21 protein-coding genes are annotated in these 23865 nt (G+C 63.8%); 11 read left to right on the forward strand and 10 right to left on the reverse strand.

Going from position 1 to position 23865, the window contains the following annotated elements; all coding sequences use genetic code 11:
• Positions 1-12: 12 nt before the first annotated feature.
• Both AC070A_RS06300 and AC070A_RS06305 read right to left on the reverse strand, forming a co-directional pair.
• Entirely contained in the window at positions 13-2097 is a 2085-nt protein-coding gene (locus tag AC070A_RS06300) for an ABC transporter substrate-binding protein (protein WP_492383773.1), read from the reverse strand.
• Positions 2098-2210: 113 nt separating this feature from the next.
• Positions 2211-3677: an alpha-glucosidase/alpha-galactosidase gene (locus AC070A_RS06305; RefSeq protein ID WP_057251910.1), complete on the reverse strand. Its 1467-nt coding sequence runs from the start codon at positions 3675-3677 to the stop codon at positions 2211-2213.
• Positions 3678-3867: 190 nt separating this feature from the next.
• On the opposite strand from AC070A_RS06305, the gene AC070A_RS06310 reads away from it, so the two are divergent.
• Complete coding sequence (locus tag AC070A_RS06310) at positions 3868-4803, forward strand: AraC family transcriptional regulator (RefSeq protein WP_057251911.1); 936 nt, start codon at positions 3868-3870, stop codon at positions 4801-4803.
• 64 nt (positions 4804-4867) lie between these two features.
• Here the strand turns inward: AC070A_RS06310 and AC070A_RS06315 are convergent, their stop codons facing one another.
• The 6 genes from AC070A_RS06315 to AC070A_RS06340 form a co-directional block, all read right to left on the reverse strand.
• Positions 4868-7087 carry a xanthine dehydrogenase family protein molybdopterin-binding subunit gene (locus AC070A_RS06315; protein ID WP_112996273.1) on the reverse strand — a complete coding sequence of 740 codons (2220 nt, stop codon included), beginning with the start codon at positions 7085-7087 and terminating at the stop codon, positions 4868-4870.
• On the reverse strand, positions 7084-8061 hold the full coding sequence (locus AC070A_RS06320; RefSeq protein WP_057251913.1) for an FAD binding domain-containing protein: 978 nt from the start codon (positions 8059-8061) through the stop codon (positions 7084-7086). Before AC070A_RS06320 ends, AC070A_RS06315 begins: the two co-directional genes overlap by 4 nt.
• A 2-nt stretch (positions 8062-8063) precedes the next feature.
• Positions 8064-8672: a (2Fe-2S)-binding protein gene (locus AC070A_RS06325; RefSeq protein ID WP_112996274.1), complete on the reverse strand. Its 609-nt coding sequence runs from the start codon at positions 8670-8672 to the stop codon at positions 8064-8066.
• A gap of 147 nt (positions 8673-8819) precedes the next feature.
• Positions 8820-9701 (reverse strand): helix-turn-helix transcriptional regulator, encoded by an 882-nt coding sequence (locus AC070A_RS06330; RefSeq protein WP_255571165.1) that lies wholly within the window; start codon positions 9699-9701, stop codon positions 8820-8822.
• 123 nt (positions 9702-9824) lie between these two features.
• Positions 9825-10340, reverse strand: a complete 516-nt coding sequence (locus AC070A_RS06335) for an EVE domain-containing protein (protein ID WP_057251916.1) — start codon at positions 10338-10340, stop codon at positions 9825-9827.
• 203 nt (positions 10341-10543) lie between these two features.
• Positions 10544-10690 (reverse strand): DUF1127 domain-containing protein, encoded by a 147-nt coding sequence (locus AC070A_RS06340; RefSeq protein ID WP_064817045.1) that lies wholly within the window; start codon positions 10688-10690, stop codon positions 10544-10546.
• A gap of 335 nt (positions 10691-11025) precedes the next feature.
• Here AC070A_RS06340 and AC070A_RS06345 point away from each other — a divergent pair, with 335 nt between their 5' ends.
• Both AC070A_RS06345 and AC070A_RS06350 read left to right on the forward strand, forming a co-directional pair.
• Positions 11026-11736 (forward strand): GntR family transcriptional regulator, encoded by a 711-nt coding sequence (locus tag AC070A_RS06345; protein ID WP_057252112.1) that lies wholly within the window; start codon positions 11026-11028, stop codon positions 11734-11736.
• 113 nt (positions 11737-11849) lie between these two features.
• Complete coding sequence (locus AC070A_RS06350) at positions 11850-12812, forward strand: dihydrodipicolinate synthase family protein (protein WP_093233311.1); 963 nt, start codon at positions 11850-11852, stop codon at positions 12810-12812.
• Between the two features lie 108 nt (positions 12813-12920).
• Here AC070A_RS06350 and AC070A_RS06355 read toward each other — a convergent pair whose 3' ends face one another.
• Positions 12921-13958: an Ldh family oxidoreductase gene (locus AC070A_RS06355; RefSeq protein ID WP_112996276.1), complete on the reverse strand. Its 1038-nt coding sequence runs from the start codon at positions 13956-13958 to the stop codon at positions 12921-12923.
• Positions 13959-14114: 156 nt separating this feature from the next.
• Between AC070A_RS06355 and AC070A_RS06360 the strand changes: the two genes are divergently transcribed.
• The 8 genes from AC070A_RS06360 (at position 14115) to lhpI (ending at position 22748) form a co-directional block, all read left to right on the forward strand.
• Complete coding sequence (locus tag AC070A_RS06360; protein ID WP_112996277.1) at positions 14115-15632, forward strand: aldehyde dehydrogenase (NADP(+)); 1518 nt, start codon at positions 14115-14117, stop codon at positions 15630-15632.
• Between the two features lie 235 nt (positions 15633-15867).
• Positions 15868-16674, forward strand: a complete 807-nt coding sequence (locus AC070A_RS06365) for an ABC transporter substrate-binding protein (protein WP_057251920.1) — start codon at positions 15868-15870, stop codon at positions 16672-16674.
• A gap of 71 nt (positions 16675-16745) precedes the next feature.
• Complete coding sequence (locus tag AC070A_RS06370) at positions 16746-17411, forward strand: amino acid ABC transporter permease (protein ID WP_057251921.1); 666 nt, start codon at positions 16746-16748, stop codon at positions 17409-17411.
• Between the two features lie 13 nt (positions 17412-17424).
• Complete coding sequence (locus tag AC070A_RS06375; protein WP_034798414.1) at positions 17425-18075, forward strand: amino acid ABC transporter permease; 651 nt, start codon at positions 17425-17427, stop codon at positions 18073-18075.
• Positions 18068-18790 carry an amino acid ABC transporter ATP-binding protein gene (locus tag AC070A_RS06380; RefSeq protein WP_034798411.1) on the forward strand — a complete coding sequence of 241 codons (723 nt, stop codon included), beginning with the start codon at positions 18068-18070 and terminating at the stop codon, positions 18788-18790. Before AC070A_RS06375 ends, AC070A_RS06380 begins: the two co-directional genes overlap by 8 nt.
• 7 nt (positions 18791-18797) lie before the next feature.
• Positions 18798-20045 carry an NAD(P)/FAD-dependent oxidoreductase gene (locus AC070A_RS06385; RefSeq protein WP_112996278.1) on the forward strand — a complete coding sequence of 416 codons (1248 nt, stop codon included), beginning with the start codon at positions 18798-18800 and terminating at the stop codon, positions 20043-20045.
• Between the two features lie 13 nt (positions 20046-20058).
• Positions 20059-21060, forward strand: a complete 1002-nt coding sequence (locus AC070A_RS06390; RefSeq protein ID WP_112996279.1) for a 4-hydroxyproline epimerase — start codon at positions 20059-20061, stop codon at positions 21058-21060.
• Positions 21057-22748 (forward strand): cis-3-hydroxy-L-proline dehydratase, encoded by a 1692-nt coding sequence (gene lhpI / locus AC070A_RS06395; RefSeq protein ID WP_492383775.1) that lies wholly within the window; start codon positions 21057-21059, stop codon positions 22746-22748. The genes AC070A_RS06390 and lhpI overlap by 4 nt, the downstream gene beginning before the upstream one ends.
• 16 nt (positions 22749-22764) lie before the next feature.
• On the opposite strand, the gene AC070A_RS06400 is transcribed toward lhpI, so the two are convergent.
• Positions 22765-23817, reverse strand: a complete 1053-nt coding sequence (locus tag AC070A_RS06400) for a LacI family DNA-binding transcriptional regulator (protein ID WP_112996281.1) — start codon at positions 23815-23817, stop codon at positions 22765-22767.
• Between the last annotated feature and the right edge of the window lie 48 nt (positions 23818-23865).

Consider the following 23865-nt stretch of genomic DNA (forward strand, 5'->3'; position numbering starts at 1 on the left):
AGCTGCGTGGCATCAGTTGCTGAGGCCCTTCTCGCCGGGCTTGCCCGGAAGCTGTTCAGCAAAGAGCTCGAAGTCACCCTGCTTGTCCGCGGGCACGAAGAGGCGTTCGCGCATGATCGTGTCCTCCGCCCAGTTGAACATGAAGATCGGAGCGCCGGTCGGAACGTTGGCGAAGCGCTTGTTGATAATCAGCGCCCCCGGGTATTCGGTAAGCCCGATCGTATCGAGGTTTGTTGTCGCGATCTTCTGATATTGCTTCATCAGTGCGACACGCTCGGCATTGTCGTTGCTGGCGATGAACTTGTTGATGGTATCGACAAGCTCCTGCTCGAACGGCATCAGATCGACCTCACCGCCCTCCGGCGCGCGGTGGTGCCAGCTGGTGCGCGGACCCGTTGCGCCAAGCTGCGGCGTGTTCTGCACGACGGACGCATATTCCGGGCCGTTTCGGTGAACCATCCAGTCGAAGCGGCCGGCATAGTTCGTCGCATCGCGCTGTTTGCCGTCGAGCGAATTCAGCACGACCCGAAGGCCGAGCTTTTCCATCTGCCCGATGATGCCTTCGGCGAGGTTGCGGTCTGTCGCGTAGCTGTTGTCGATCAGAAGCACGATCTCGACGTCTTGCCCACCGGCCTTGTCGGCCGGGAAGTTGACGAAGCCGTTGCCGTCGGTGTCTTTCAGGCCAGCTTTTTCGAGCAGAGCCTTCGCGCCATCGAGGTCAAAGGGATAATAGACGGTCGACTCCCGGTCATAGAAGCTGGTGCCAGAGGAAAGCCCGCCCGGATAAATCGCGGTGAAGGGACCCTTGACCAATGCTTCGCCGAGCTTCTTGCGATCGACCGCCATGGTCACCGCCTTGCGGAAATCCTCGTTGCGGTTGAGTTCGCGCACGGCCTGAGCCCGCTCGTCCGGCTCGCCCCAGCCATTGGCCGAGAAGTTCATGTGCAGATTGTAGCCGATGAGGCGCGGGCCGAAGGCAAGCCGAGCGGGCGCCGTGTCCTGGGCGGCGCGCTTCAGCGACTCGACGAAGTTTTCCGGCTGCTCCAGGTTGGAAAGATCGGCGGAACCGGCGATCGCCTGCACGTCGCGGTCGGCCCAGGTCGAGAGCTTGTAGTGCAGCTCGTTGACATAGGGCAGCTGGTTACCGGCCTCGTCCACCTTCCAGTAGTAGGGGTTGCGGCGGAGCACGATGATGTCGTCGGGGCGGTAGGCGACCGGCACCCAGGCGCCCATGACCGGGATGTTCATATATTCCGGCGGGAAGGCGTTCTTGTACTGGTCGTAGGTCGTGCCGGCATACTTCGGATGTTTGGCTTTGAGAATATGCGACGGGCCGGGGCAGAAGGTGCCATAGGCCATGGCATAGAGATGCTGACGCGGGAAGGCCTCCTTGAAGGTCCACTCGACGGTGTATTGGTCGATCTTTTTCAGCGTCGTTCCGACGCCGAAGGTCTCGGGCGTCGCGCCGTTCAGCGGAGATACATTCGGGTCGAGGACATTGTCGTCCCAGTAGAACATCACGTCATCGGCGTCGAAGAGGTCGCCGTCCGACCATTTCGCACCCTCGACGAGATGCATCGTCAGCTTGTGGCCGTCGGCCGACCAGTCCCAGCTCCTGGCAAGGTTTGGCAGCGGCTCGACGTCGTTCGCTTCCACCTGGAAGAGTGGTGCGGTGCGGGTCAGGCATTCCGACATGCCGATGTCGATGCCGCCCCAGCCCTGGCTCTGGCCGGCCGAGTAGTTCCAGCCTTCCGGGCGGCCGCCGATCACGTGGCGCAGCGTGTCGCCATAGACGCCGACACCATCGGGCATGTTGCCGGTCTTGAAGACCATCGGCTCCTTCGGCAGGCGCTCGGCAACCGGCGGCAGCTTGCCGGCCTTGACGTATTTTTCGGTGACCCAGGCCGGCTCCTTGTATTCCGGCAGCGCCTTGAACTCGGCGATCGAGTCGCGCGGCACATAGGTGATCTTGCCCTGGGCCGGGAATGGCGGCTGCTCGGGCACGACTGATGGATCGGACGCCGCCGCGTTAAGCGCGAAGGTCGAGATGCCGACGAGCAGCAGGCTCGCCATTTTCGTCAGTCTGTGGCTGGTCATTGGCTCAGATTCTCCCTCTTTTCGCCGCGCCGAAGCGTGGCCTCCTCCTTGAAAGTCTGCAGTTGTGGCAGCGCATGCCCGCGTCTCCTCACGCGGGCATGCGCTGCAATCGGTCAGCCGGCGGCGCGGGCCGCCTGCCGTTCGGCACGCAGTTCGTCGAGCGAACGCACCTGGCGCCGCGCGGCACCGTTCCAGTCGCGGGTCTTGACCGTGGCGCGGCTGAGGCGCTCCTTCGCGCCGTCGATGGCGTGGGCGTATTGCGGCAGCCACTGGCCTTGAGCGACCACCATCTCGTCGACCATCTGCCAGACCTCCTCCGGCGTGCAGATCGCACCGACCAGCGGATCGTGCAGCATTGCGAGCTTCAAAAGGTCGAGATCGCCCGTAACAGCCGCATGCACCGACATCCGCTGCACGTTGATGGAGGAAAGGCAGGTGGCGGCACAGGCTTCCGGAAGCGTGATGCCCGAGACCATGTTGATGCCGAAGCGGTCGACGAAACCGGGGGATTCGATGATCGCATCAGCCGGCAAGTTGGTAATGACACCTGAATTCTTGACGTTGAAGTGGCCGCGATAGACACGCCCCGTCTCAAGCGCTTCCAGAATGTGGCTCGCATGTTCGTTCGAGCGCTTCTGGTGATCGAGCGGTTTTCCGGCGGCTTCCAGGAATTGCGGAAACTCGGTCTCGAACCAGTTGCGGGTTTCCGTCGAATACCTGAGATAGCCGCCGGTTTCGCCGTGGATCCAGTCCGACATGTCGATCCATCGGCTGATCTCTTCCGGGCGCTTGCGGTACCAGGGAAGATATTCGGAGAGATGGCCGTTGCTCTCGGTCGAGTAGACGCCGAAGCGCTTCAACACGTCGATGCGGAGCTTCTCCTGTTGCGAAAACACCGGGTGCGCCTCGAAGGCGGCGACGAGTTCGTCCTTGCCTATTCTGCGGCCCTTGAGCCTGACGTCGACGAACCAGGTCTGGTGGTTGATACCGGAGCAGATGTAGTCGAGTTCACCCTCGCCGGCGTTAAGGATTTCGGCGATCTGCTCGCCGCCGTGCTGGACGCCATGGCAGAGACCGACCGTGTCGACCTTGCCGTATTCGATCGCCGCCCAGGTGTTCATCGCCATCGGGTTGGCATAGTTCAGGAACCTGGCACCCGGTTCTGCGACCGCGCGGATGTCCTTGCAGAAATCGAGAATGACGGGGATGTTGCGCTGGCCGTAGAGGATGCCGCCGGCGCAGATCGTATCGCCGACGCATTGGTCGACGCCGTATTTCAGCGGAATGCGGATGTCGTCGGCATAGGCTTCCAGACCGCCGACGCGAACGCAGCTGATGATGTAGCGGGCGCCTTCCAGCGCCTTCAGCCGATCGGTCGTCGCCGTCACCTTCGTCGGCAGGCGGTTGACCTCGACGATCCGGTCGAGGATCGCCTTGATCATCTCCAGATTGCGGGCGCTGAGATCTGTCAGCGCCACCTCGATATCGCGCAGTTCCGGCACTGCGAGAATGTCGGTGAACAATTTCTTGGTGAAGCCGATGCTGCCGGCGCCAATGATGGCGATCTTGAAACTTGCCATGCCCTTTTCACTCCTCCTGGACTGCGCGCTCTCAAGCGAAGGGTAAAATTAATTCAAAAATCCTGACCCGCCGCCTGTGCAACCTGACCGCGGATCCGTCTTTCCATTCGATTACAAGAGCCGACTGTTGCGCGATTGGCCGTCATTATGTGTATAATCGCCGACCCCGCCAGAGCGGTATTGTGCTTTCATGGGTAATTTTATGCTGCACGATTTGATCAATAATGGCCCGATCATGCGAACGGTTTCGCTGCCGCGGGGGCGCCAGAGCCTGCACACGATGCCTACCAGCACCGGCTATGAAGTCCGCACCAATGCCACCTATGACTGGGACGGGCGGAAGCGCGGCAATACGCCGTTCACGGTGCTGCAGCACACGATCGCGGGTGCTGGAAACCTGCGCTACGAGAACCGGACCTATCGGGTGCGCGAGGGCGAGACGCTGCTTTTGCTCGTGCCGCACAATCATCGCTACTGGCTGGAAGACGGCGGGCGCTGGGAGTTCTTCTGGATCTCGATGAACGGCGACGAAGCCTTGCGCGTCCATCGCGCGATCCTCGCCGTCACCGGCCCGGTTTTGAAGCTGCAGCCGGAAACGATCGAGCATCTGGCTGACTGCAGCCTGCGGCTGATCCGCGGCGGCGAGACGCCCGGACGCGCTTCCGCGATCGCCTATGAGGCGGCGATGGCGCTTTATGACGACGTCTTCGGCTCGCACCCGGTGTTCAGCCATGAGCACAGGACGATGCACCGCGTCGTCGACTACATCATGAACAACCTGCAGAGCCCGCTCCCGGTGGAGGAACTGGCGCGCGTCTCGGGCTTGAGTCGCGCGCATTTTTCGCGCGTCTTTGCCGCCAGCGAAGGCATGGCGCCGGCCGAATATGTTTTGCAGAAGCGATTGCAGCGCGCCGTGAAGCTTTTGACAAAGACGGCGAGCCTGCAGGTCAAGGAGGTGGCGATCCTCTCAGGCTTCGAAGACCCCAACTACTTCGCCAAGGTCTTCCGCCGGTCCTTCGGCCTGAGCCCGACCGAGTTCCGCACGACCGGCATGTATGCCAGCGTCGCCGCCGGCTCCGTCGAAGAGCCATCCGAGGACATTGGCGATAGGGCGCCATCGGACTAACGCCCCCCCGCAGACGCGGCGGCACCGGGTTTCAGCGCTGGTACCACCGCGCAGAGAAGCAATCTTACGCCGTCAACACGTCCTCGATGTGGATCGGCAGCGAGCGAACCCGCGTCCCCGTCGCATGGAACACCGCATTGGCAATGGCAGGTGCCGTTCCGACCAGGGCAATTTCGCCGAGGCCTTTGACGCCGAGGGCGTTGACGTGCGGGTCGACCTCGTCGACGAAATGCGCGTCGAGCTCGGGGATGTCGAGGTTCACCGGCATGAGATAGTCGGCCATATGGGCGTTGACCGGCCGGCCATCACGGCTATCCAGAACCGTGCGTTCCATCAGGGCCATGCCCATGCCGCCGATCATGCCGCCGGTGCACTGGCTGCGGGCGAGAAGCGGATTGACGACCCGACCAATGCCATAGGCGCCGACGATGCGGCGCACACGGATGGTGCCGACATCCGGATCGACAGCGACCTCGGCAAAGACGGCACCGAAGGAATGCATCGAATAGCGCTCGGCAACCTCAGGATCGCGCTGGGCCGAACCGTCCGCCTCGATCGGCGCGCCGGCTTTGGCGACGATCTCGCGATAGCTGATGCCCGTCGTTTCGCCGCGGCGCCGCAGCCGCCCGTCGCTCCACTCGAGTTCCCCGGCCGCAACATTGTAGAGCGGCGACGCAGAATCGGCCGTGGCGAGACGCGAGACCTGCGCCTGCGCCTCGATGCAAGCCGCCTGGATGGCCGACCCGACCGAAGCCATGGTCCAGGAACCGCCATGCGATGGGGTCTGCGGGTAGCTTGACCGGCCGAGCCGGAAGCGGATCCGTTCCGGTGGCAGCCCAAGCGTCTCGGCGGCAACCTGGGTCATGGACGTATAGGTCCCCGGCCCCATATCGCTCGCAGCCGCCTCGACCTCGACCGTGCCGTCGGCAAGCAGCCGCACCCGGGCGTTGGCCGGCGCATGGAACGCCGGGTAGGTGGCGGTGGCCGCGCCCATGCCGATCAGCAGCCGCCCGTCACGCATCGAGCGCGGTTCGGGCGTGCGCCGGGCCCAGCCGAAACGCTCGGCACCGAGCGCGTAACATTGCATCAGCGAGCGGCTCGAGAACGGTTTGTTTTCCGCTTCGTCCTTCTCGGGCTCGTTGCGGCGCCGAAGCTCGATCGGGTCGATGCCGAGCTTGTAGGACAGCTCGTCCATCGCGCTTTCGAGCGCGAAGATGCCGCTCGCCTCTCCCGGCCCGCGCATGTGATTGGGTGTGCCGGTGTCGAGTTCGGTCAGCCGGTACTGGGTGCGTACGTTCGGGCACGAATAGAGGTAATCCGTGACTGCGGTCAGCGCCTCCATGAACTGCTCGTAACGGCTGGTCTCGCCGGTGCCTTCGTGAACAACACCGGTGAGCTTGCCGTCGTTGGTGGCGCCCAGCGCCACGCGCTGAAGCGTGCGCGGCCGGTGGCCGGTGGTGAAGAACATCTGCTTGCGGGTGAGCACGAGCTTCACCGGCTTGCCGACCTGACGGGCGGCGAGTGCCGCCAGCGTCACATGCGGCCATGTCCTGAGGCTCGTTCCAAAGGCACCGCCGATAAAGGGACAGATCACCTCGATGTTTTCGACCGGCATGCCGAAGACTGCAGCGATCTCCGCCTGCTCGTTGACGAGATACTGGCTCTTGCTCCACAGCGTCAGCCGGTCGCCGCTCCAGGCGGCGATGGTTGCGTGTGGCTCCATCGGATTGTGGTTTTCCCGCGCCATCTCATAGGTGGCATCGAGGGTGACAGGCGCTCCTGCCACCGCTTTGTCGGCGTCGCCGCGCGCCCGGTCGGGAGACACGCGTCCGCGTGTATCGGGGACAATGCTCTCCGCCTTCGGATCCATCGGGTCGACGAGCGGCGGCCGCGCCTCATAGGTCACGCGGAGTGCTGTGGCGGCGCGCTCGGCATGATCGAGCGTGTCGGCAACGACGAGCGCAACCGGCTGGCCATAGAAGCGCACGGTATCGTCCTGCAACACGTGCAGCCGCTCGCCGGTCGCGGGGTCGATGCCGGCCTTGTGCGGCAGATAGGCCAGCTTCTCCGCATTGCGGTGTGTGATGAGCGCGACGACGCCGGGCATGCGCTCGACCTCGGCAGCCTGAATTCCGGTGATGCGGCCAAGACCGACGGTGGCGCTGACGATCACCGCGTAGAGTTGACCCGGCTGGTTGAAATCGGCGGCATAGCGCGCCCGACCCGTAACCTTGGCCCGGCCGTCGACGCGGGTCATTGGTTTTCCAATGGTGCTGACGGTCATGCGACTTCTCCTGCCATTTCGAGTGCCCGGACGATCGTCCGCGGCAAGAGTTCGACCTTGAAGTGATTGTGCTGCAACGGCCGCGCGCCCTGTGTTGCCAGATGCGCCGCTGCCTCGAATGCCGGCCTTTCCAAACGCTTGCCGACGAGGGCCGCTTCGCAATCGCGCAGGCGCCAGGGTCTCGTCCCGACGCCGCCGACGGCAAGGCGAGCCTCGCGGATCACGCCGCCTTCGACCGAAAGTGCAGCGGCAGCCGAAACGAGGGCAAATTCATAGGAGGCGCGGTCACGAACCTTGAGATAGCGCGCACGGCGACTGTACGGCCCTCCGGGCACACGCAGTTCGACGATCAGCTCACCGGGCAGCAACGTGTGCTCGAGATGCGGCGTATCTCCGGGTAGCCGGAAGAGTTCTTCGATCGGAAAGCTGCGTTCGCCCTCAGGCCCCCGCACCCGCATCGTCGCATCGAGCGCCACCAGTGCGACGGCGACGTCGGAGGGATGCGTCGCAACGCAGTGCTCGCTGGTGCCGAGGATCGCGTGACCGGCGTTCAATCCGTCGATGGCGGCGCAGCCGGAGCCGGGCGTGCGCTTGTTACAGCCGGCGTCCAGCATGCGGAAATAGGGACAGCGCACCCGTTGCAGCATGTTGCCGCCCATCGACGCCATGTTGCGCAGTTGCGGCGAGGCGCCCTCAATCAAGCTTTCGGCGATCAATGGCTGCAGCCGTTGGACGTTGCGATCGGCCGCGACTTCGGACATGCGAGCCAGCGCGCCGATGACGAGGTCGTCGCCCTCAACGCGGATACCGCCAAGCGGTAGCGCGTTGATGTCGACGAGCCGTTCCGGGCGCTCGACCTCTTCGCGCATCAGGTCGACGAGCGTGGTGCCGCCGGCAATGTAGCGCGCGCCGCCGGCGGCCGCCGCAATCGCCGCTTCGGCACTCTCAGGTTTTTCCATCGTGAAAGGAAGCATGGTCAGCCCCTCCCCGCCGCGTCGGCAACAGCCGCGACGATGCCGGGATAGGCGCCGCAACGACAGATGTTGCCGCTCATCCAGAAGCGGATCTCGTCCGTCGAGCCGGCATGGCCTTCAGCGATACAGCCGACACCCGACATGATCTGCCCCGGCGTGCAGAAGCCGCACTGTAGGCCCTCATGCGCCACGAAGGCTTCCTGGAGCGGATGCAGCACGCCATCTTTCTCGAGCCCTTCGATCGTTTCGATCCTGGCGCCGTCATGCATGCATGCCAGTGTGAGACAGGAGACGATGCGCTTGCCGTCGACAAGCACCGTGCAGGCGCCGCAGGCGCCCTGGTTGCACCCTTTCTTGGTGCCGGTGAGATCAAGCGTCTCGCGCAGGACGTCCAGGATCGATTGCCTTGGGTCGATGGTCAGAACATGCAGTTCGCCGTTCACGGTCATGGTCAGGGTCATGGGGCTTACCTCCTTCGCCGGAGAACCTGTCGCTGCTGTCGACTGGGACGGCAGCGCCGCCAGCGCCACGGTTCCGGCACCTGCCAGAAGCGCTTCCCGGCGCGACAGCACCGGACCTTGCACATAGGATTCTGATCTATTTTCGACCATGTCGGAAACACTCTCCTGCCTCACCAAACCGTGCAGAAGATAGGCGTCGAACGACGGCGTTACTGTTGCGATCTTTCGATCCTGCTTGAAAGTTGCGGCGGTCGAGGACGCCGGCGCACGGGAGCGCCGGCCCGGCCGCAGCCGAGGTCAAAGCCGACGGCGAAACTCGCTCGGGGTGAGGCCCGTCACCTTGCGAAAGCTCGACGCGAAAGCCGATTGCGTTTCATAGCCGACGACAAGAGCTATATCGGTGATGCGCAGCGTCCGGTCCGCAAGCAGCGCCTTGGCGTGGGCGATGCGCTGCCGTGTCAGCCAGACATAGGGCGTGTGCCCGGTCGCCACACGAAAAGCGGTACAGAAATGAAAACGACTGAGATTCACGAGATCCGCCAGTTCCTGAAGCCGAATATCCTTGGTGAGATTGTCACGCATGTAGGTGGTGACACGCTTGATCTGCCAGGCTGAAAGGCCACCCCGTGGTCCGGGGGCGAGGGGCACGGATATTGCGGCGTGCCCGCGCAGAAGCTGGAGACAGACAAGATCGAGAAGCTGCTCGATGAACAGGTGCGATACCGCGTCACCGGTACTGATCTCGTCGTTGATCAAGGACATGATCGTAAACAGTTTGGGATCGCTGAAATTCACGCGGTCGAGAAGCTCGGGCTCACGACCATTCCCAACCTGATCCGCGCAGGCAAGCAGGCGCTGGTGCCCCAGAAAGATATTCGACACTTCGACGGCACCATCCGCGCGCCAAAGTCCTTCGTGCCCTCTGGGCGCAAAAGTGATGGTGCCGGCATGCGCCGGGGCGGTGATCGTCTGACGACCAACCTTCAACGAAGCAGTCCCGTCGCCTGCATACTTCGCCGCGAGAATATGATCCTTCAGTGGTGGCAGGTGGTACTCGAAGGGCTCGTTGCGCCAACGGCCGACCAGGCGCGTATCGCCGGAGAACACCTCTGGAATGACCGGCGGGGAAAACCCCCGCTGCAAGCGACGGATATGAGCCTCCGTATCCGCAAGTCCCATTCCGCCCATTCGATCTTGTCTCTCGTGGATAGCCAGAAACGCGGTATCTCCCGGAGAACTAACATCTTTCCCCGCGGGCGAAAATATCGCGCGCGGGTCAAGTTTTCGACCCGCGGGCTGCAATCACGCCCAGGCTTGCCGGCGGTATTCGGCTACCCTTGGGAAAACGCCACCAAGGTCGGCATGCATGGCGCGCGCGATCACGCGGAAATCATGTTCGCTGATGGCGAAATGACCGAAACGAAGTTTCTGATCCCAGTTTCGATTGCCCTCGGCAAATTCCAGGCTGTCGAGCCACGGACGGACGGGAGCCTCCATACTGTCGGCCCAATCGATATCGCCGCGATGCGGCGCGACTCCACCCATTGCAAAGAAGTGGGGCGGACGCTCCTTGACCACACCAATGGCCGTAAAACAAGCGAGCCCCGCTCTGCCGCTGAAGGCGGCGTTGGGTGAATAACCGATAAAACCGTCGCCCGCCTTCATGCGCGTCAACGGCTGCACGTTGCCGTGGCCGAATCGCGAGAAGCCGCCTTCCTGCGCATGCTGCATGTCATCGCCGGAAACCGCGCCGATCCAGAAGTTGCGCTCGCCCTGCCGGCTTCCTGCACCCACTTGAAACACATCCTGCGCCAACATCGGTCATCCCTCGATCTCTGATCATGGGAGCACTTTACGCGCGACCCCTGCCAGATTCTGTCAGCATTGAATTCGAGGAATTGGTGCCGGGGCAACCTGGATTTCGGCGGAGCAGTTGCCCCGCGTGCAACCGTTCGCCACAAAGCAAAAGCGCCCGCAGGAGATGCAGGCGCTTGGCAAATTTTCAGTCTGTGTAGATCGCCTTAGCGGGCGAAGGCCGTGCGTGCGACGCGGTCGATGTCGGCGCGTTCGATGCCGAGGTCACGGAGTTCCCGGTTCGACATGCGGCCCAGCTCGGTGACCGTCTGACGATACTTGCGCCAGTTGTTGATGGAGCGTGCGATGTTCATTTGATCCCCCTTTCAATGGGCTTTCGAAGCCTGGCAGCCAGTCCGTGGCGCCTCGTTTCGCTTCGATGAACACCTTATAACTCAGGCCCTTGGTAAGTTGCAGCGCTCAAAAGTCAGCGCTCCCATGTGGGAAATGCATGGGTCGTTTTGCGTGCCGCAAGGTCAAGCGCAAAGCCCGCGCGTTGTGATCTTCCCTTGTTCGCGCCCTACCGGACAGAAGGCAAAAGCAACAGCTGCGTGCATTCGAAATGTCAGCCTCGCACAATCGTTGCCACGGAAGCTGTTGATCCCGACGGCAGAGACAAGTATTTCTTTTGTCGACAAAGGAATCCGAGATGACCGATATCGACACCGACAACAGCCCCATCCCCGAACGCAAGCGCGGTTCCGGCGTGAAGATGGTCTATGACCTCCTGCGCGACGAGATCCTCGACCTGGTGCTGCCGCCGGGCAGCCCGATCGACGAAGTGCAGCTTGCCGAGCGACTGAAGATGTCGCGCACGCCGATCCGCGAGGCGCTGGTCCGACTTGCCGGCGAAGGGTTGATCGACACGCTGCCCAACCGCTCGACGATGGTAGCGAACATCGACTTCCTCAACTTGAACCCGTTCTTCGACGCCCTGGTGCTGATGTACCGCGTCACCACGCGGCTTGCGGCGCAGAACCACCGCCCGGAAGACCTGCCGATCATTCGCGGCTTCCACGAGGACTATGCCGCGGCCGTCCAGGCGCGCGACGCGCTGACGATGATCGCCACCAATGCCGCTTTCCATGCGGCGATCGCCGAGGCCGGCCGCAATCCCTATTTCACCAGCCTGTTCCGCCGGCTGCTCGACGAGGGGCGGCGCATCCTGCGCCTCTACTACCAGTCCTACGAGGAGCAGTTCCCGCAGCGCTTCGTCGACGAGCACGCGGCGATCATCGCTGCAATTGCGGCGCGCGACATCGAGACGGCGGACCGTCTCGGCAAGGCGCATGCCGAGCAGATCGTCGAGCAGGTACAGAAGCTCTTTGCCCGCAATAATAAGCTTGATATCGCCCTTTAGAGATCTTTGTATTTTTCTTGTCGACAAATAAAATACAAACGGCTATTGTCTAGATCAAAGGCAAGGGCGCGCGTGCGCCGTTGCCCCGAAGACAAAGCCGAGAGGAGTTTCAGATGAAGGCTCAGATTTTCACCGGCGTCATCCCGGCGCTGATGACCCCCTGCAAGGAAGACCGCACCCCCGATTTCGACGCGCTGGTGCGCAAGGGCCAGGAGCTGATCGCTCAGGGCATGTCCGCCGTCGTCTATTGCGGCTCGATGGGTGACTGGCCGCTCTTGACCGATGCGCAGCGCATGGAAGGCGTCGAGCGCCTGGTCAAGGCCGGCATCCCGGTTATCGTCGGCACCGGCGCCGTCAACACCGCGTCGGCCGTCGCCCATGCGGCGCACGCCGAGAAGGTTGGCGCCCAGGGCCTGATGGTCATCCCGCGCGTGCTGTCGCGTGGTTCGGTCGTCGCCGCCCAGAAGAACCACTTCAAGGCCATTCTTTCGGCCGCCCCGAGCCTGCCGGCCGTTATCTACAACAGCCCCTATTACGGCTTTGCCACCCGCGCCGACCTGTTCTTCGCGTTGCGCGCCGAACATCCGAACCTCGTCGGCTTCAAGGAATTCGGCGGCGCTGCCGACATGCGTTATGCGGCCGAAAACATCACCAGCCGTGACGATGGCGTCTCGCTGATGATCGGCGTCGACACGGCTGTGTTCCACGGCTTCGTCAACTGCGGCGCGACCGGCGCCATCACCGGCATCGGCTGCGTGCTGCCGAAGGAAGTCATCCACATGTGCAACCTGTCGCGCGCCGCCGCCGAAGGCGACGTCGACGCCCGCCAGCGCGCATTGGAACTGGAACAGGCGCTCGCCGTGCTCTCGTCCTTCGACGAAGGCCCGGACCTCGTTCTCTACTTCAAGCACATGATGGTGCTGAAGGGCGACAAGGAATACACGCTGCACTTCAACGAAAGCGACGTGCTTTCGGACAGCCAGCGCGGCTACGTCGAAGCCCAGTTCAAGCTGTTCAACAGCTGGTACGCCGAATGGAGCAAGCTCCCGGGCGCCGTCCAGAAGTGCAAGGCCTGATCGTTCGATCGGCCCGCAATTGAAAAAGGCCCTCCGGTTGGAGGGCCTTTTTTCGTCTGACGACCTCGACGGCGTGTCGAGCAGAGTACAGTTCGCGTAAGTATCGGCCTACGCGATAGCGTCAATCCCGAGGGCAAGCAGCCGGTCAAGCTGCTCGATCTCGGATTTGTTGAGGACGACGCCTTCGGCCTCAGACTTGGCGCGCGCCGCGAAACGGCGCTGCGACGGCAGGCGGGCGCCCTGGCCAACGATTGCCTCGAAAAGCACTTCGGCGCGGGCAAACGGATTTCCGGGCCTTCCGGCCGCGAACTTCTCCGGCGAGAAGGCGACGATCAATTCGCCGTGGAAGGGCGCAAGCGTCGTCGTGCCGAGGTAGTCGAGCACTTCCGGGCTCGTCAGGTCGCCGATCATGATGCCGGCGAGAAGCTCAACCATCGTGCCGATCGCAGAGCCCTTATGGCCGCCGAAGGGCAGCATGGCGCCGGCAAGGGCTGCTTCCGGATTGGTCGTCGGGTTGCCCTCGGCATCGATCGCCCAGCCCTCGGGCAGAGGTTTTCCGGCGCGGCGGTGCAGCTCGATCTCGCCGCGCGCGGCAACCGAGGTCGCGAAGTCGAAGACGTAGGGCGGCTGGTTTTCGCGCGGCCAGCCGAAGGCGAAGGGGTTGGTACCGAGCAGCGGCTTGTTGCCGCCGGTCGGCGCAACCGTTGCGTAGCTCGGGCACATGACGAGGCCGGCGAGGCCCTCGCCCGTCAATCCTTCGACCTCGGGCCAAAGGGCAGAGAAATGGGTGCAATCATTGATGACGAGCGCAGCAATCCCCAGCGACCGGGCGCGCTCGGCAAGCACCGGCAGGCCGAGCTCGAAGGCCGGGTTGGCGAAGCCGCCCTTGGCGTTCACCTTGACGATCGCCGAGCCTTCCTGCGCATCGAGCTCCGGCACGGCATCCGCCTTCACCTTGCCGGCCTTGACTGTCCGGAGCGCCCCTTCGATGCGGTAAACGCCGTGCGATTTACAGGCGTCACGCTCGCCGGCGACGATCACGCGGGCAAGTGCGCCTGCCTGAACGCCGTTTAGCCCAGCCTTCAGGAAGATCGCCTCGACGCGCTCGAAAAGTGCTGAAATCGTCAGGGTGTTGGTTTCGCTCATCTCTCTCCCTCTCAAATGCTGCGCCTGATCCGGATGAGCCAGTCAGGCGATTGATGTTATGCATACATATAGTATACAAAGATCCGACAAGTGCAATTCAGCCATTATCCCCTCTGCCACAAAAGGCAATCCGGGATCGAGAGAAAGGATCGCCAGATGGCCTTCACCCCCAAAGGAAAACACCTAGTCGCCGGCGAATGGCTCGACGGCGCGGGCACCTTCGCATCAGCACCCGCTCACGGACCGGTCCATCAGTTTGCCACCGGCACCGTGGAGCTGGTCAACCGTGCGGCTGAAGCCGCGGAAGAAGCGTTCCTGAGCTACGGTTATTCGACCCGCGCCGAGCGCGCCGCATTCCTGCGCGCGATCGCCGACGAGATCGAGGCGCGTGCCGAGGCGATCACCGAGATCGGCGCCCAAGAAACCGGCCTGCCGGAAGCCCGCCTGCAGGGCGAACGCGGCCGCACCACCGGCCAGCTCCGCCTGTTCGCGGACCACATCGAGAAGGGCGAGTATCTCGACCGCCGCTTCGATGCCGCACTGCCCGAGCGCCAGCCGGCGCCGCGTCCGGAGATCCGCCTCATCCAGCGGCCGATCGGCCCGGTCGCCGTCTTCGGCGCCTCGAACTTCCCGCTCGCCTTCTCGACCGCCGGCGGCGACACGGCCGCCGCACTTGCCGCCGGTTGCCCCGTGGTCGTCAAGGGCCACTCGGCCCATCCCGGAACCGGCGAAATCGTCGCGCAGGCTGTTGAAGCCGCGATCCGCAAGACGGGCGTGCATCCGGGCGTATTCTCGCTCATCCAAGGCGGTAACCGACAGGTCGGCGAAGCGCTGGTGCAGCATCCGCTGATCAAGGCCGTCGGCTTCACCGGTTCGCTCGCCGGTGGCCGTGCGCTCTTCAATCTTTGCGCCGCGCGCCCGGAACCAATCCCGTTCTTCGGTGAGCTCGGTTCGGTCAACCCGATGTTCCTGCTGCCGGAAGCACTCAAGGCGCGCGCCGAAGGCCTTGGCCAGGGCTGGGCCGGCTCGCTGACCATGGGCGCCGGCCAGTTCTGCACCAATCCCGGCATCGCCGTCGTTGTTGAAGGCGCTGACGCCGATCGCTTCACCGCCGCCGCCGTCGAAGCGCTCGGCAAGGTGGCGCCGCAGACGATGCTGACCGACGGCATCGCCAAGGCTTACCACGACGGCAAGGCGCACTTCGAAAGCCGCAATACCGTCAAGCCACTGCTCGTGACCGAATCCTCAGGCCGCTCGGTCTCGCCGAACCTGTTCGAAACGACCGGCGACCAGTTCCTCGCCGACCATGCGCTCGGCGAAGAAGTCTTCGGTCCGCTCGGCCTCGTCGTCCGCGTCGGTTCGACCGGCGAGATGGAACAGCTTGCCCGTGGATTCCAGGGGCAACTGACCACGACGATCCACATGGATACGGCCGACCTCGAAACCGCCCGTCGTCTGCGCCCAATCCTCGAGCGCAAGGCCGGCCGCGTGCTCGTCAACGGCTTCCCGACCGGCGTCGAGGTGGTGGATTCCATGGTGCATGGCGGCCCCTACCCGGCCTCGACCAACTTCGGTGCGACCAGCGTCGGCACCCTGTCGATCCGCCGCTTCCTGCGGCCGGTCGCCTACCAGAACATGCCGGAAGGCCTGCTGCCCGAGGATTTCCAGGGCTAAAACGGAAGAGGAAAAGTGCGGGCGGCATGCCGCCCGCAGTCCGCTCTCACGTATGAGACACGACAGATCGCTGCGCAGACATCCCATTTGGCGAAACAAATGGGATGTCTGCGTGCGTTCTGCGTTATGATGATATACTTTTTGTATACTAATTGTATTTTTCTATTGATTTACGCTCTCTAAAACGGAATAGTGCCCCAGCCGTCAAACGGCACTCATTTCAGGGAGAGAGATAATGAAGACTTCGGTGCTTGCGCTCGGCCTCGTTGCGGCCGCTGCTCTGACCAGCCAGGCCCATGCCGACAAGCTGGATGACGTCATCGGCTCGGGAACGCTGCGTTGCGCGGTCGTGCTCGACTTCCCGCCGATGGGTTCTCGCGACGAGAACAACAATCCGATCGGTTTTGACGTCGACTACTGCAATGACCTCGCCAAGGCACTCGGCGTCACCGCCGAAATCGTCGAGACCCCGTTCCCGGAGCGCATTCCCGCTCTGATGTCGGGCCGTGTCGACGTCGGCGTTGCCTCGACCTCGGACACGCTTGAGCGCGCCAAGACCGTCGGCATGACGATCCCCTACTTCGCCTTCGAAATGGCCGTGACCGCCAATGAAAAGTCGGGCGTCAAGTCCTTCGAAGACATGAAGGGCAAGGTCGTCGGCGCCACCGCCGGTACCTTCGAAGCCATCGCGCTTGAAAAACAGGTCAAGGAATGGGGCGCCGGCGAGTTCCGTCCGTACCAGACCCAGGCCGACGTCTTCCTCGCTCTGAGCCAAGGCCAGATCGACGCCACGGTTTCGACCTCGACCGTTGCCCAGGCCAACGTGAAGACCGGCAAGTTCCCGGGCATCGCCGTCGTCGGCAAGGCTCCGTTCGACACCGACTACGTCGCGCTCTTCACCAACCGCGAAGAATACGGCTTCGTCAACTTCCTCAACCTTTTCATCAACCAGCAGGTCCGCACCGGCCGCTACGCTGAGCTCTATGAAAAGTGGGTCGGCGGCGAACTGCCAGACCTTACGGCAAAGGGCGTTTACCGCTAATCTGCCGTCCATCTGGCGGCGCGAAGTGTAGCTTCGCGCCGCTATTCGTTTCCGAAGAGGCGAGACGAAACATGTTCAGTTATACCTTCCATTGGAACCAGGCGCTGAAAGCCCTGCCGCAGATGCTCGATGGAGCGCTGGTCACCTTGCAGGTGGCTCTGCTCTCGATGGTCATCGGCCTGGCACTGGCGCTGGCGCTGACAGCCTGCCGCCTGTCCGGCAATCGCATTCTCGGCGGTTTCGCGACCGCCTGGGTCGAGATCGCCCGCAACACGCCGGCACTGTTCCAGATCTACATGGCCCATTTCGGCCTTGGCAATTTCGGCATCCACCTGAGCCCCTATACGGCGCTGCTCGCCGGGATCGCCTTCAACAACGCCGGCTATCTCGCGGAAAACTTCCGCGGCGCCCTCAAGGCCATTCCCGACACCCAGACGCGCGCCGGCCGCTCGCTCGGCATGACGCCGGTGCAGGCCTTCCGCTATATCGTGCTGCCGCAGATGCTGCGCATCGCCTTCCTCCCCGTTACCAACCAGATGGTCTGGGCAATCCTGATGACCTCGCTCGGCGTCACCGTCGGCATGAACACCGACCTTGCCGGCATCACCCAGGAACTGAACGCCCGCTCGTTCCGCACCTTCGAATTCTTCGCGATCGCCGCAGTGATCTACTACCTGATCGCCAAGGCCGTGACGCTGGCAGCCCGTCTGCTCGCCGCGCGCATGTTCCGCTACTAAGGAGAGGTGAGAGATGTTCAATACCGCCCTCACCCTCGCTGATCTCGGCTTCCTGCTGCAAGGCGCCCTGATGACGCTTGCGGTCACCGCCGTCTCGGTCACCGCCGGCACCGTGCTCGGCATCATCTTCGGCGTCGTGCGCAACCAGGTCGGCCCCTACTGGGCCGCACCGCTCACCTTCGTGCTCGACATCTTCCGCTCGGTGCCGCTCCTGATCCAGCTGGTGCTTGCCAACGCCTTCCAGGCGATCGCCAAGCTCGGCTGGGCGCCGTTCACGACGTCCTGCGTGGTGCTGTCGCTCTACACGGCCGCCTACTGCACGGAGATCGTGCGCGGCGGCATCTCCTCCGTGCCGCCGACGACGCGCCGCGCTGCCCGCTCGCTCGGCATGACCTGGTGGCAGGACATGCGCTACATCGTGGCGCCGCTTGCGACCCGTGTTTCGCTACCGTCCTGGATCGGCCTGACGCTCGGTGTCATGAAGGACTCCGCACTCGTTCTCTGGCTTGGCCTGATCGAGCTGCTGCGCGCCTCGCAGGTGCTCGTCACCCGTCTGCAGGAGCCGCTGCTGATCCTTCTGATCTGCGGCGCCATCTACTTCCTCATCAGCTTCCCAATCGCCCGGCTCGGCGGTTACCTTGAAAAACGGTGGTCCAATGATTGAGATCCAGAACGTTCGCAAATCCTTCGGCTCGCTGGAGGTTCTCAAAGGCATCGACCTCACCGTCAACAAGGGCGAGGTGCTGACCATCATTGGCGGCTCCGGTTCCGGCAAATCGACGCTGCTGACCTGCATCAACGGTCTCGAGCCGATCGATGCCGGCCGCATCCTCGTCGACGGCACCGAGGTCCACGCGAAATCAACAAACCTCAACAAGCTGCGCAGCAAGCTCGGCATCGTCTTCCAGCAGTTCAATGCTTTCCCGCACCTGACCGTACTTGAAAACGTCATGCTGGCGCCGCGCAAGGTGCTCGGCCTCTCCAAGGAAAAGGCTGAGGAGAACGCCGTCAAGCAGCTCACGCACGTTGGCCTCGGCGAGAAGCTCGGCGTCTATCCCACCCGCATGTCGGGCGGCCAGCAGCAGCGCATGGCGATCGCCCGCGCGCTTGCCATGTCGCCGGAATACATGCTGTTTGACGAAGTGACCTCGGCACTCGACCCGCAGCTCGTCGGCGAAGTGCTCGACACGCTGCGCATGCTTGCGTCCGAAGGCATGACGATGATCTGCGTCACACACGAAATGAAGTTTGCCCGCGAAGTTTCCGACCGCGTCGCCTTCTTCCACAAGGGCGTGATGGCGGAAATCGCAGCACCCGAGGCGCTCTTCGGCGCGCCGAAGGACCCGGAACTCCAGAAGTTCCTGGCAGCGACGCACTGAGCCGATCATGAAGGATGCAGCTCAGCCTGACGTCATCGTCATCGGCGCCGGCGTCGTCGGCCTTTCCGCGGCGATCGCCGCCCAGGCACGGGGACTTTCCGTTACCGTGCTCGACCGGGAAGGCCCGGCCGCAGGTGCCTCTGCCGGCAATGCCGGGGCCTTCGCCTTTACCGACATCCTGCCGCTCGCCTCTCCCGGCATCCTCAAAAAGGCGCCGAAGTGGCTGCTCGACCCGCTTGGGCCCTTGAGCGTCCCGCCGGCCTACGCGGTGCAGATCGCCCCGTGGATGTTCCGCTTCTGGCGCGCCTGCTCGCCGGGCCGCGTTGCGCATTCGACGACGGCGCAGACCGCGATCATGGACCTGTCCAAGGCGGAGCTAGAACCCTTCCTCACCGCAACCGGCACCCTGCCGATGCTGCGCAAGGAAGGCAATCTCCAGGTCTATGAAAGCGAAGCCGAACTGAAGGCGTCGCTTCCCGGCTGGAAGGCGCGGGCGGAGCACGGCATCGAATTCCGCCATATGGGTGCTGCCGAAATGGCCGAGATCCAGCCCGGTCTCGCGCCGCGCTTTACTCATGGCACCTTCACGCCCGGCTGGTACTCGATCGCCGATCCCAAACTTTACACGCTGGCGTTGGCGGATCACTTCCTCGCCAAGGGCGGCACCATCGAGCGTGCCGAGGTCAGGGCGCTGAAACCGGTCGACGGCGGCGTCGAACTGACGGCCAGTGGCAAGACACAACGTGCGGACCAGGTTGTGCTATCCGCTGGCGCCTTCTCGCATCAGGTCGCACGTACGCTTGGAGAGCGCATCCCGCTCGAAACCGAGCGCGGCTACAACACCACGCTGCCGCAGGACGCCTTCGACCTGCGCACCCAGGTCACCTTCGGGGGCCACGGCTTCGTCGTCACCCGGCTTTCGACCGGTATCCGGGTCGGCGGCGCCGTCGAACTCGGCGGCCTGAAGCTGCCGCCGAACTTCCGCCGCTCGGAAGCGATGCTGAAGAAGGCGCAGATCTTCCTGCCCGGCTTCAAAAGCGAAGGCGGCGTGCAATGGATGGGCTTCCGCCCGTCACTGCCCGACAGCCTGCCGGCGATCGGCCGCGCCCGCGCCACGGGGCGCGTCATCTACGCCTTCGGCCACGGCCATCTGGGTCTCACGCAATCGGCCGGCACTGCGCGTCTCGTCGCCGAACTCCTGACCGGCCAACGGCCGGCAATCGACATCCAATCCTTCTCGCCGCAACGTTTCTGATAGGGCTTCGACCATGGCCAACCATACCTTCTCCTGCATCGACGGCCACACCTGCGGCAATCCGGTCCGCCTCGTTTCCGGCGGCGGGCCGCGGCTCGAAGGGGCCAACATGCTGGAGAAGCGGGCTCACTTTCTGCGCGAGTTCGACTGGATCCGCACCGGCCTGATGTTCGAGCCGCGCGGCCACGACATGATGTCGGGCTCGATCCTCTATCCGCCGACGCGGCCGGACTGCGACGTCGCGGTGCTCTTCATCGAGACCTCAGGCTGCCTGCCGATGTGCGGCCACGGCACGATCGGCACCATCACCATGGCGATCGAGAACGGGCTGATCATCCCGCGCGAGCCGGGCAAACTGTCGATCGACGCGCCGGCCGGCAAGGTCGATATCACCTACCGCCAGGAAGGCCGCTTCGTCGAGGAAGTGCGGCTCACCAACGTGCCCGGTTTCCTCTACGCCGAGGGGCTGACAGCCGAGGTCGAGGGCCTCGGCGAGATCGTCGTCGACGTCGCCTATGGCGGCAATTTCTACGCCATCGTCGAACCGCAGAAGAATTTCCGCGACATGGCCGACCATACCGCGGGCGAACTCGTCGGCTGGAGCCCGAAGCTGCGCGCAGCGCTCAATGCCAAGTACGAGTTCGTCCATCCGGAACACCCCGAGATCCAGGGCCTCAGCCACATCCAGTGGACCGGCAAGCAAACCCAGGCAGAAGCCCATGCCCGCAACGCCGTGTTCTACGGCGAAAAGGCGATCGACCGCTCGCCCTGCGGCACCGGCACCTCTGCGCGCATGGCCCAGCTTGCCGCCAAGGGCAAGCTTAGTGTCGGTGACGAGTTCGTACATGAATCGATCATCGGCTCGCTGTTCAAGGGCCGCGTCGAGGCGGCGACCAAGGTTGCCGACCGCGACGCCATCATCCCTTCGATCGCCGGCTGGGCCCGCATGACCGGCATCAACACGATCTTCATCGATGACCGCGACCCCTTCGCCCATGGATTTGTCGTAAAATGACCCAATCGATCTCCGCCCGCAGCATTCTCTCTGGCTCCGCCGATGGCCCCATCATCGCCACCGAGGAGGCGTTGAGCTTCTGGGGCGGGGTCGATCCGGCAACCGCCCTGGTGATCGATGTGCATCACCCGCTGCACGGGATCTGTCTCACCGGCGGCATCCTGATGATGCCATCGAGCCGCGGTTCCTGTACCGGTTCGGGCGTTCTGCTCGATATGGCGCTCACCGGCCGGGGGCCTGCCGCATTGGTCTTCTGCGAAGCCGAGGACGTGTTGACGCTCGGCGCACTGATTGCGGCTGAGATGTTCGGAAAATCTCTGCCGGTGCTCAGGCTTTCCCGCGACGCCTTCAAGATGCTCTCGCAGGCAAAGTCAGCACGGATCGGCGCTGGCACGATCGAGGCCGACGGCCTGATTATCCCGGTCGAACCGCCGGCGACGGCGGCTCTCGATCTCACTGAAGCCGACCGCGCCATGCTCGATGGCCGCGATGGCGTTGCGGTCCAGCAGGCGATGCGGATCATTTCGGCGATGGCAGCGCAGCAGGGGGCGGAAAAGCTCATCGACGTGGTCCAGGGCCATATCGACGGCTGCATCTATGCGAGCCCCGCCAACCTCACCTTCGCCGAAAAGATGGCGAACATGGGCGCCAAGGTTCGCGTGCCGACCACGATGAACGCGATCTCGGTCGACCGCGCCAACTGGCGGGCGCAGGGCGTGCCGGAAAGTTTCGGCGACCCGGCGGCTCAGCTTGCCGACGCCTATGTGCGCATGGGCTGTCGCCCGACCTTCACCTGTTCGCCCTATCTGCTCGACAGCGCACCGAAATCAGGCGAATCCATTGCCTGGGCGGAATCCAATGCCGTCATTTTCGCCAACACCGTGCTCGGCGCGCGCACGGCAAAGCACCCGGATTTTCTCGACCTCTGCATCGCGCTGACGGGCCGCGCGCCCCTCTCGGGCGTCTATCTCGACGAGCCGCGCAGGGCAAAACGCGTCATCGACGTGGACCTGCCTGAGAATATCGACGACGCCTTCTGGCCGCTGATCGGTTACCTCGCTGGCCGGGCAGCCCCCGATCGCATCCCGCTGTTGCGTGGACTTGCGTCCGCACGGCCCTCGCGCGACGACCTGAAGGCGCTCTGCGCCGCCTTCGGCACGACATCCGCAGCCCCCATGTTGCATGTGGAAGGTGTGACCCCGGAAGCGGAAGGTGCCGCGGCTGAGGATGCCGATCACACGGCCACCACGCGCGCCGACATGGCCGAGGCCTGGGCACATTTCAACGAGGGACCAGCCGAGGTCGAGCTCGTCGCCATCGGCAGCCCGCACGCCTCGCTCGAGGAATGCCGCGCGCTGGCCGACGCCTTCGATGGTCGCAAGCGGCATGGCGATGTCGCCGTGATCGTGACCGCCGGACGAGACGCGATCGCCGCAGCACGGGAAGAAGGTGTGCTGGCTCGACTGGAGGCAAGCGGCATCCAGGTGTTGCCGGATCTCTGCTGGTGCTCGATCTCGGAGCCGGTGTTCCCGACGAAGACGCGGGCGCTGATGACCAATTCCGGAAAGTACGCCCATTACGGCCCCGGCCTCTCCGGCCGCGCCGTCCGCTTCGGCAGCCTCGCCGATTGCGTTGAAGCGGCGCTCACGGGCCGCGTCCCGGCACGTATGCCGGCCTGGCTGTCGTAGCGACTTCGCCGCGGGCTTAGGCGCCGCGCGGCGGTGCCGTCGAGGCCCGCGGCACCAGATGGCAGGCGAGTTCGACGCGACGCGGCGGCGCCGGGATGCCCGACAGCGTGTCGCGCAGAAGATCGAGCGCTACCGAGCCGATCTCGCGCATCGGGATGTGCATCGTCGTCAGCGGCGGATTGAGGAAGGCCGCTTGCGGCAGGTCGTCCATTCCCATGACCGAGACATCGCCCGGAACCGAAAAGCCCTTTTGCTGGATGCCGAGCATGGCGCCGACGGCAAGGCTGTCGCCGGCCGCGAGCACCGCGGTGAAATCCAGCCCCCGCTCCGAAATCCGCTGCGTCAGCGCCTGTATCGCAAGCTCGGGCAGCCAGTCCTCGACGGTGACGAGCAAGTCGTCGGTTGCGGGCAGGCCTTTCGCGAGCAGCCCGTCGCGCCAGCCCTCGTAGCGCCGTTCGATCGTACGGCGCCCCGGCCGCATCAGGAACAGGATGCGCTCGTGGCCGAGCTCGATCAGGTGATCGGTCGCAAGCCGCGCGCTCGATCGGTTGCAGGGCGTGACGCTCGATAGCCGCATGAACGGGTCGTCGCTGTTCAAGAGCACCACCGGCTTTTCGAAGCCACGGGTCGCGGCAATCATACCTTCGTCGTCGATGGTGAGAAACAGCAGACCGGCGACCTGCTCGTCCTCCTCTGCCTCGGCAAGCACGGCCAGTTCTTCGCTTCTATCCGCAATCGGCCGAGTGACGATTTCGAGATCGAGCGCCTGGGCCCGCTCCTTCAGCCCCTCCAGCACGTAATGCGTAAACTGGTTGCGCACATAGTCGATCATCGCAGCACTGGACGCCGCCACGATGACCTTCTGACCGGCGACCGCCGTCGGGATCACGTAGTTGGCGTTCTTGGCCGCTTCCAGCACCTTCTGGCGGATTTCCGCGCGCACGCCCTTTTCGCCAGCAAGGGCGCGGGAGGCGGTGCTCAAGGAGACGCCGCAGGCTTCGGCGATGTCCTCCAGCCGAACACGCTTGCTCTTCTTGCCGCGTTTGCCGGGCAGCGGTTTTGCGATCATGTGATCCTCCCTTGCCACAATATTGGGAAAAATTTTCATATTGCGCAA

Source organism: Ensifer sp. GW101-20A05 (assembly GCF_059424735.1).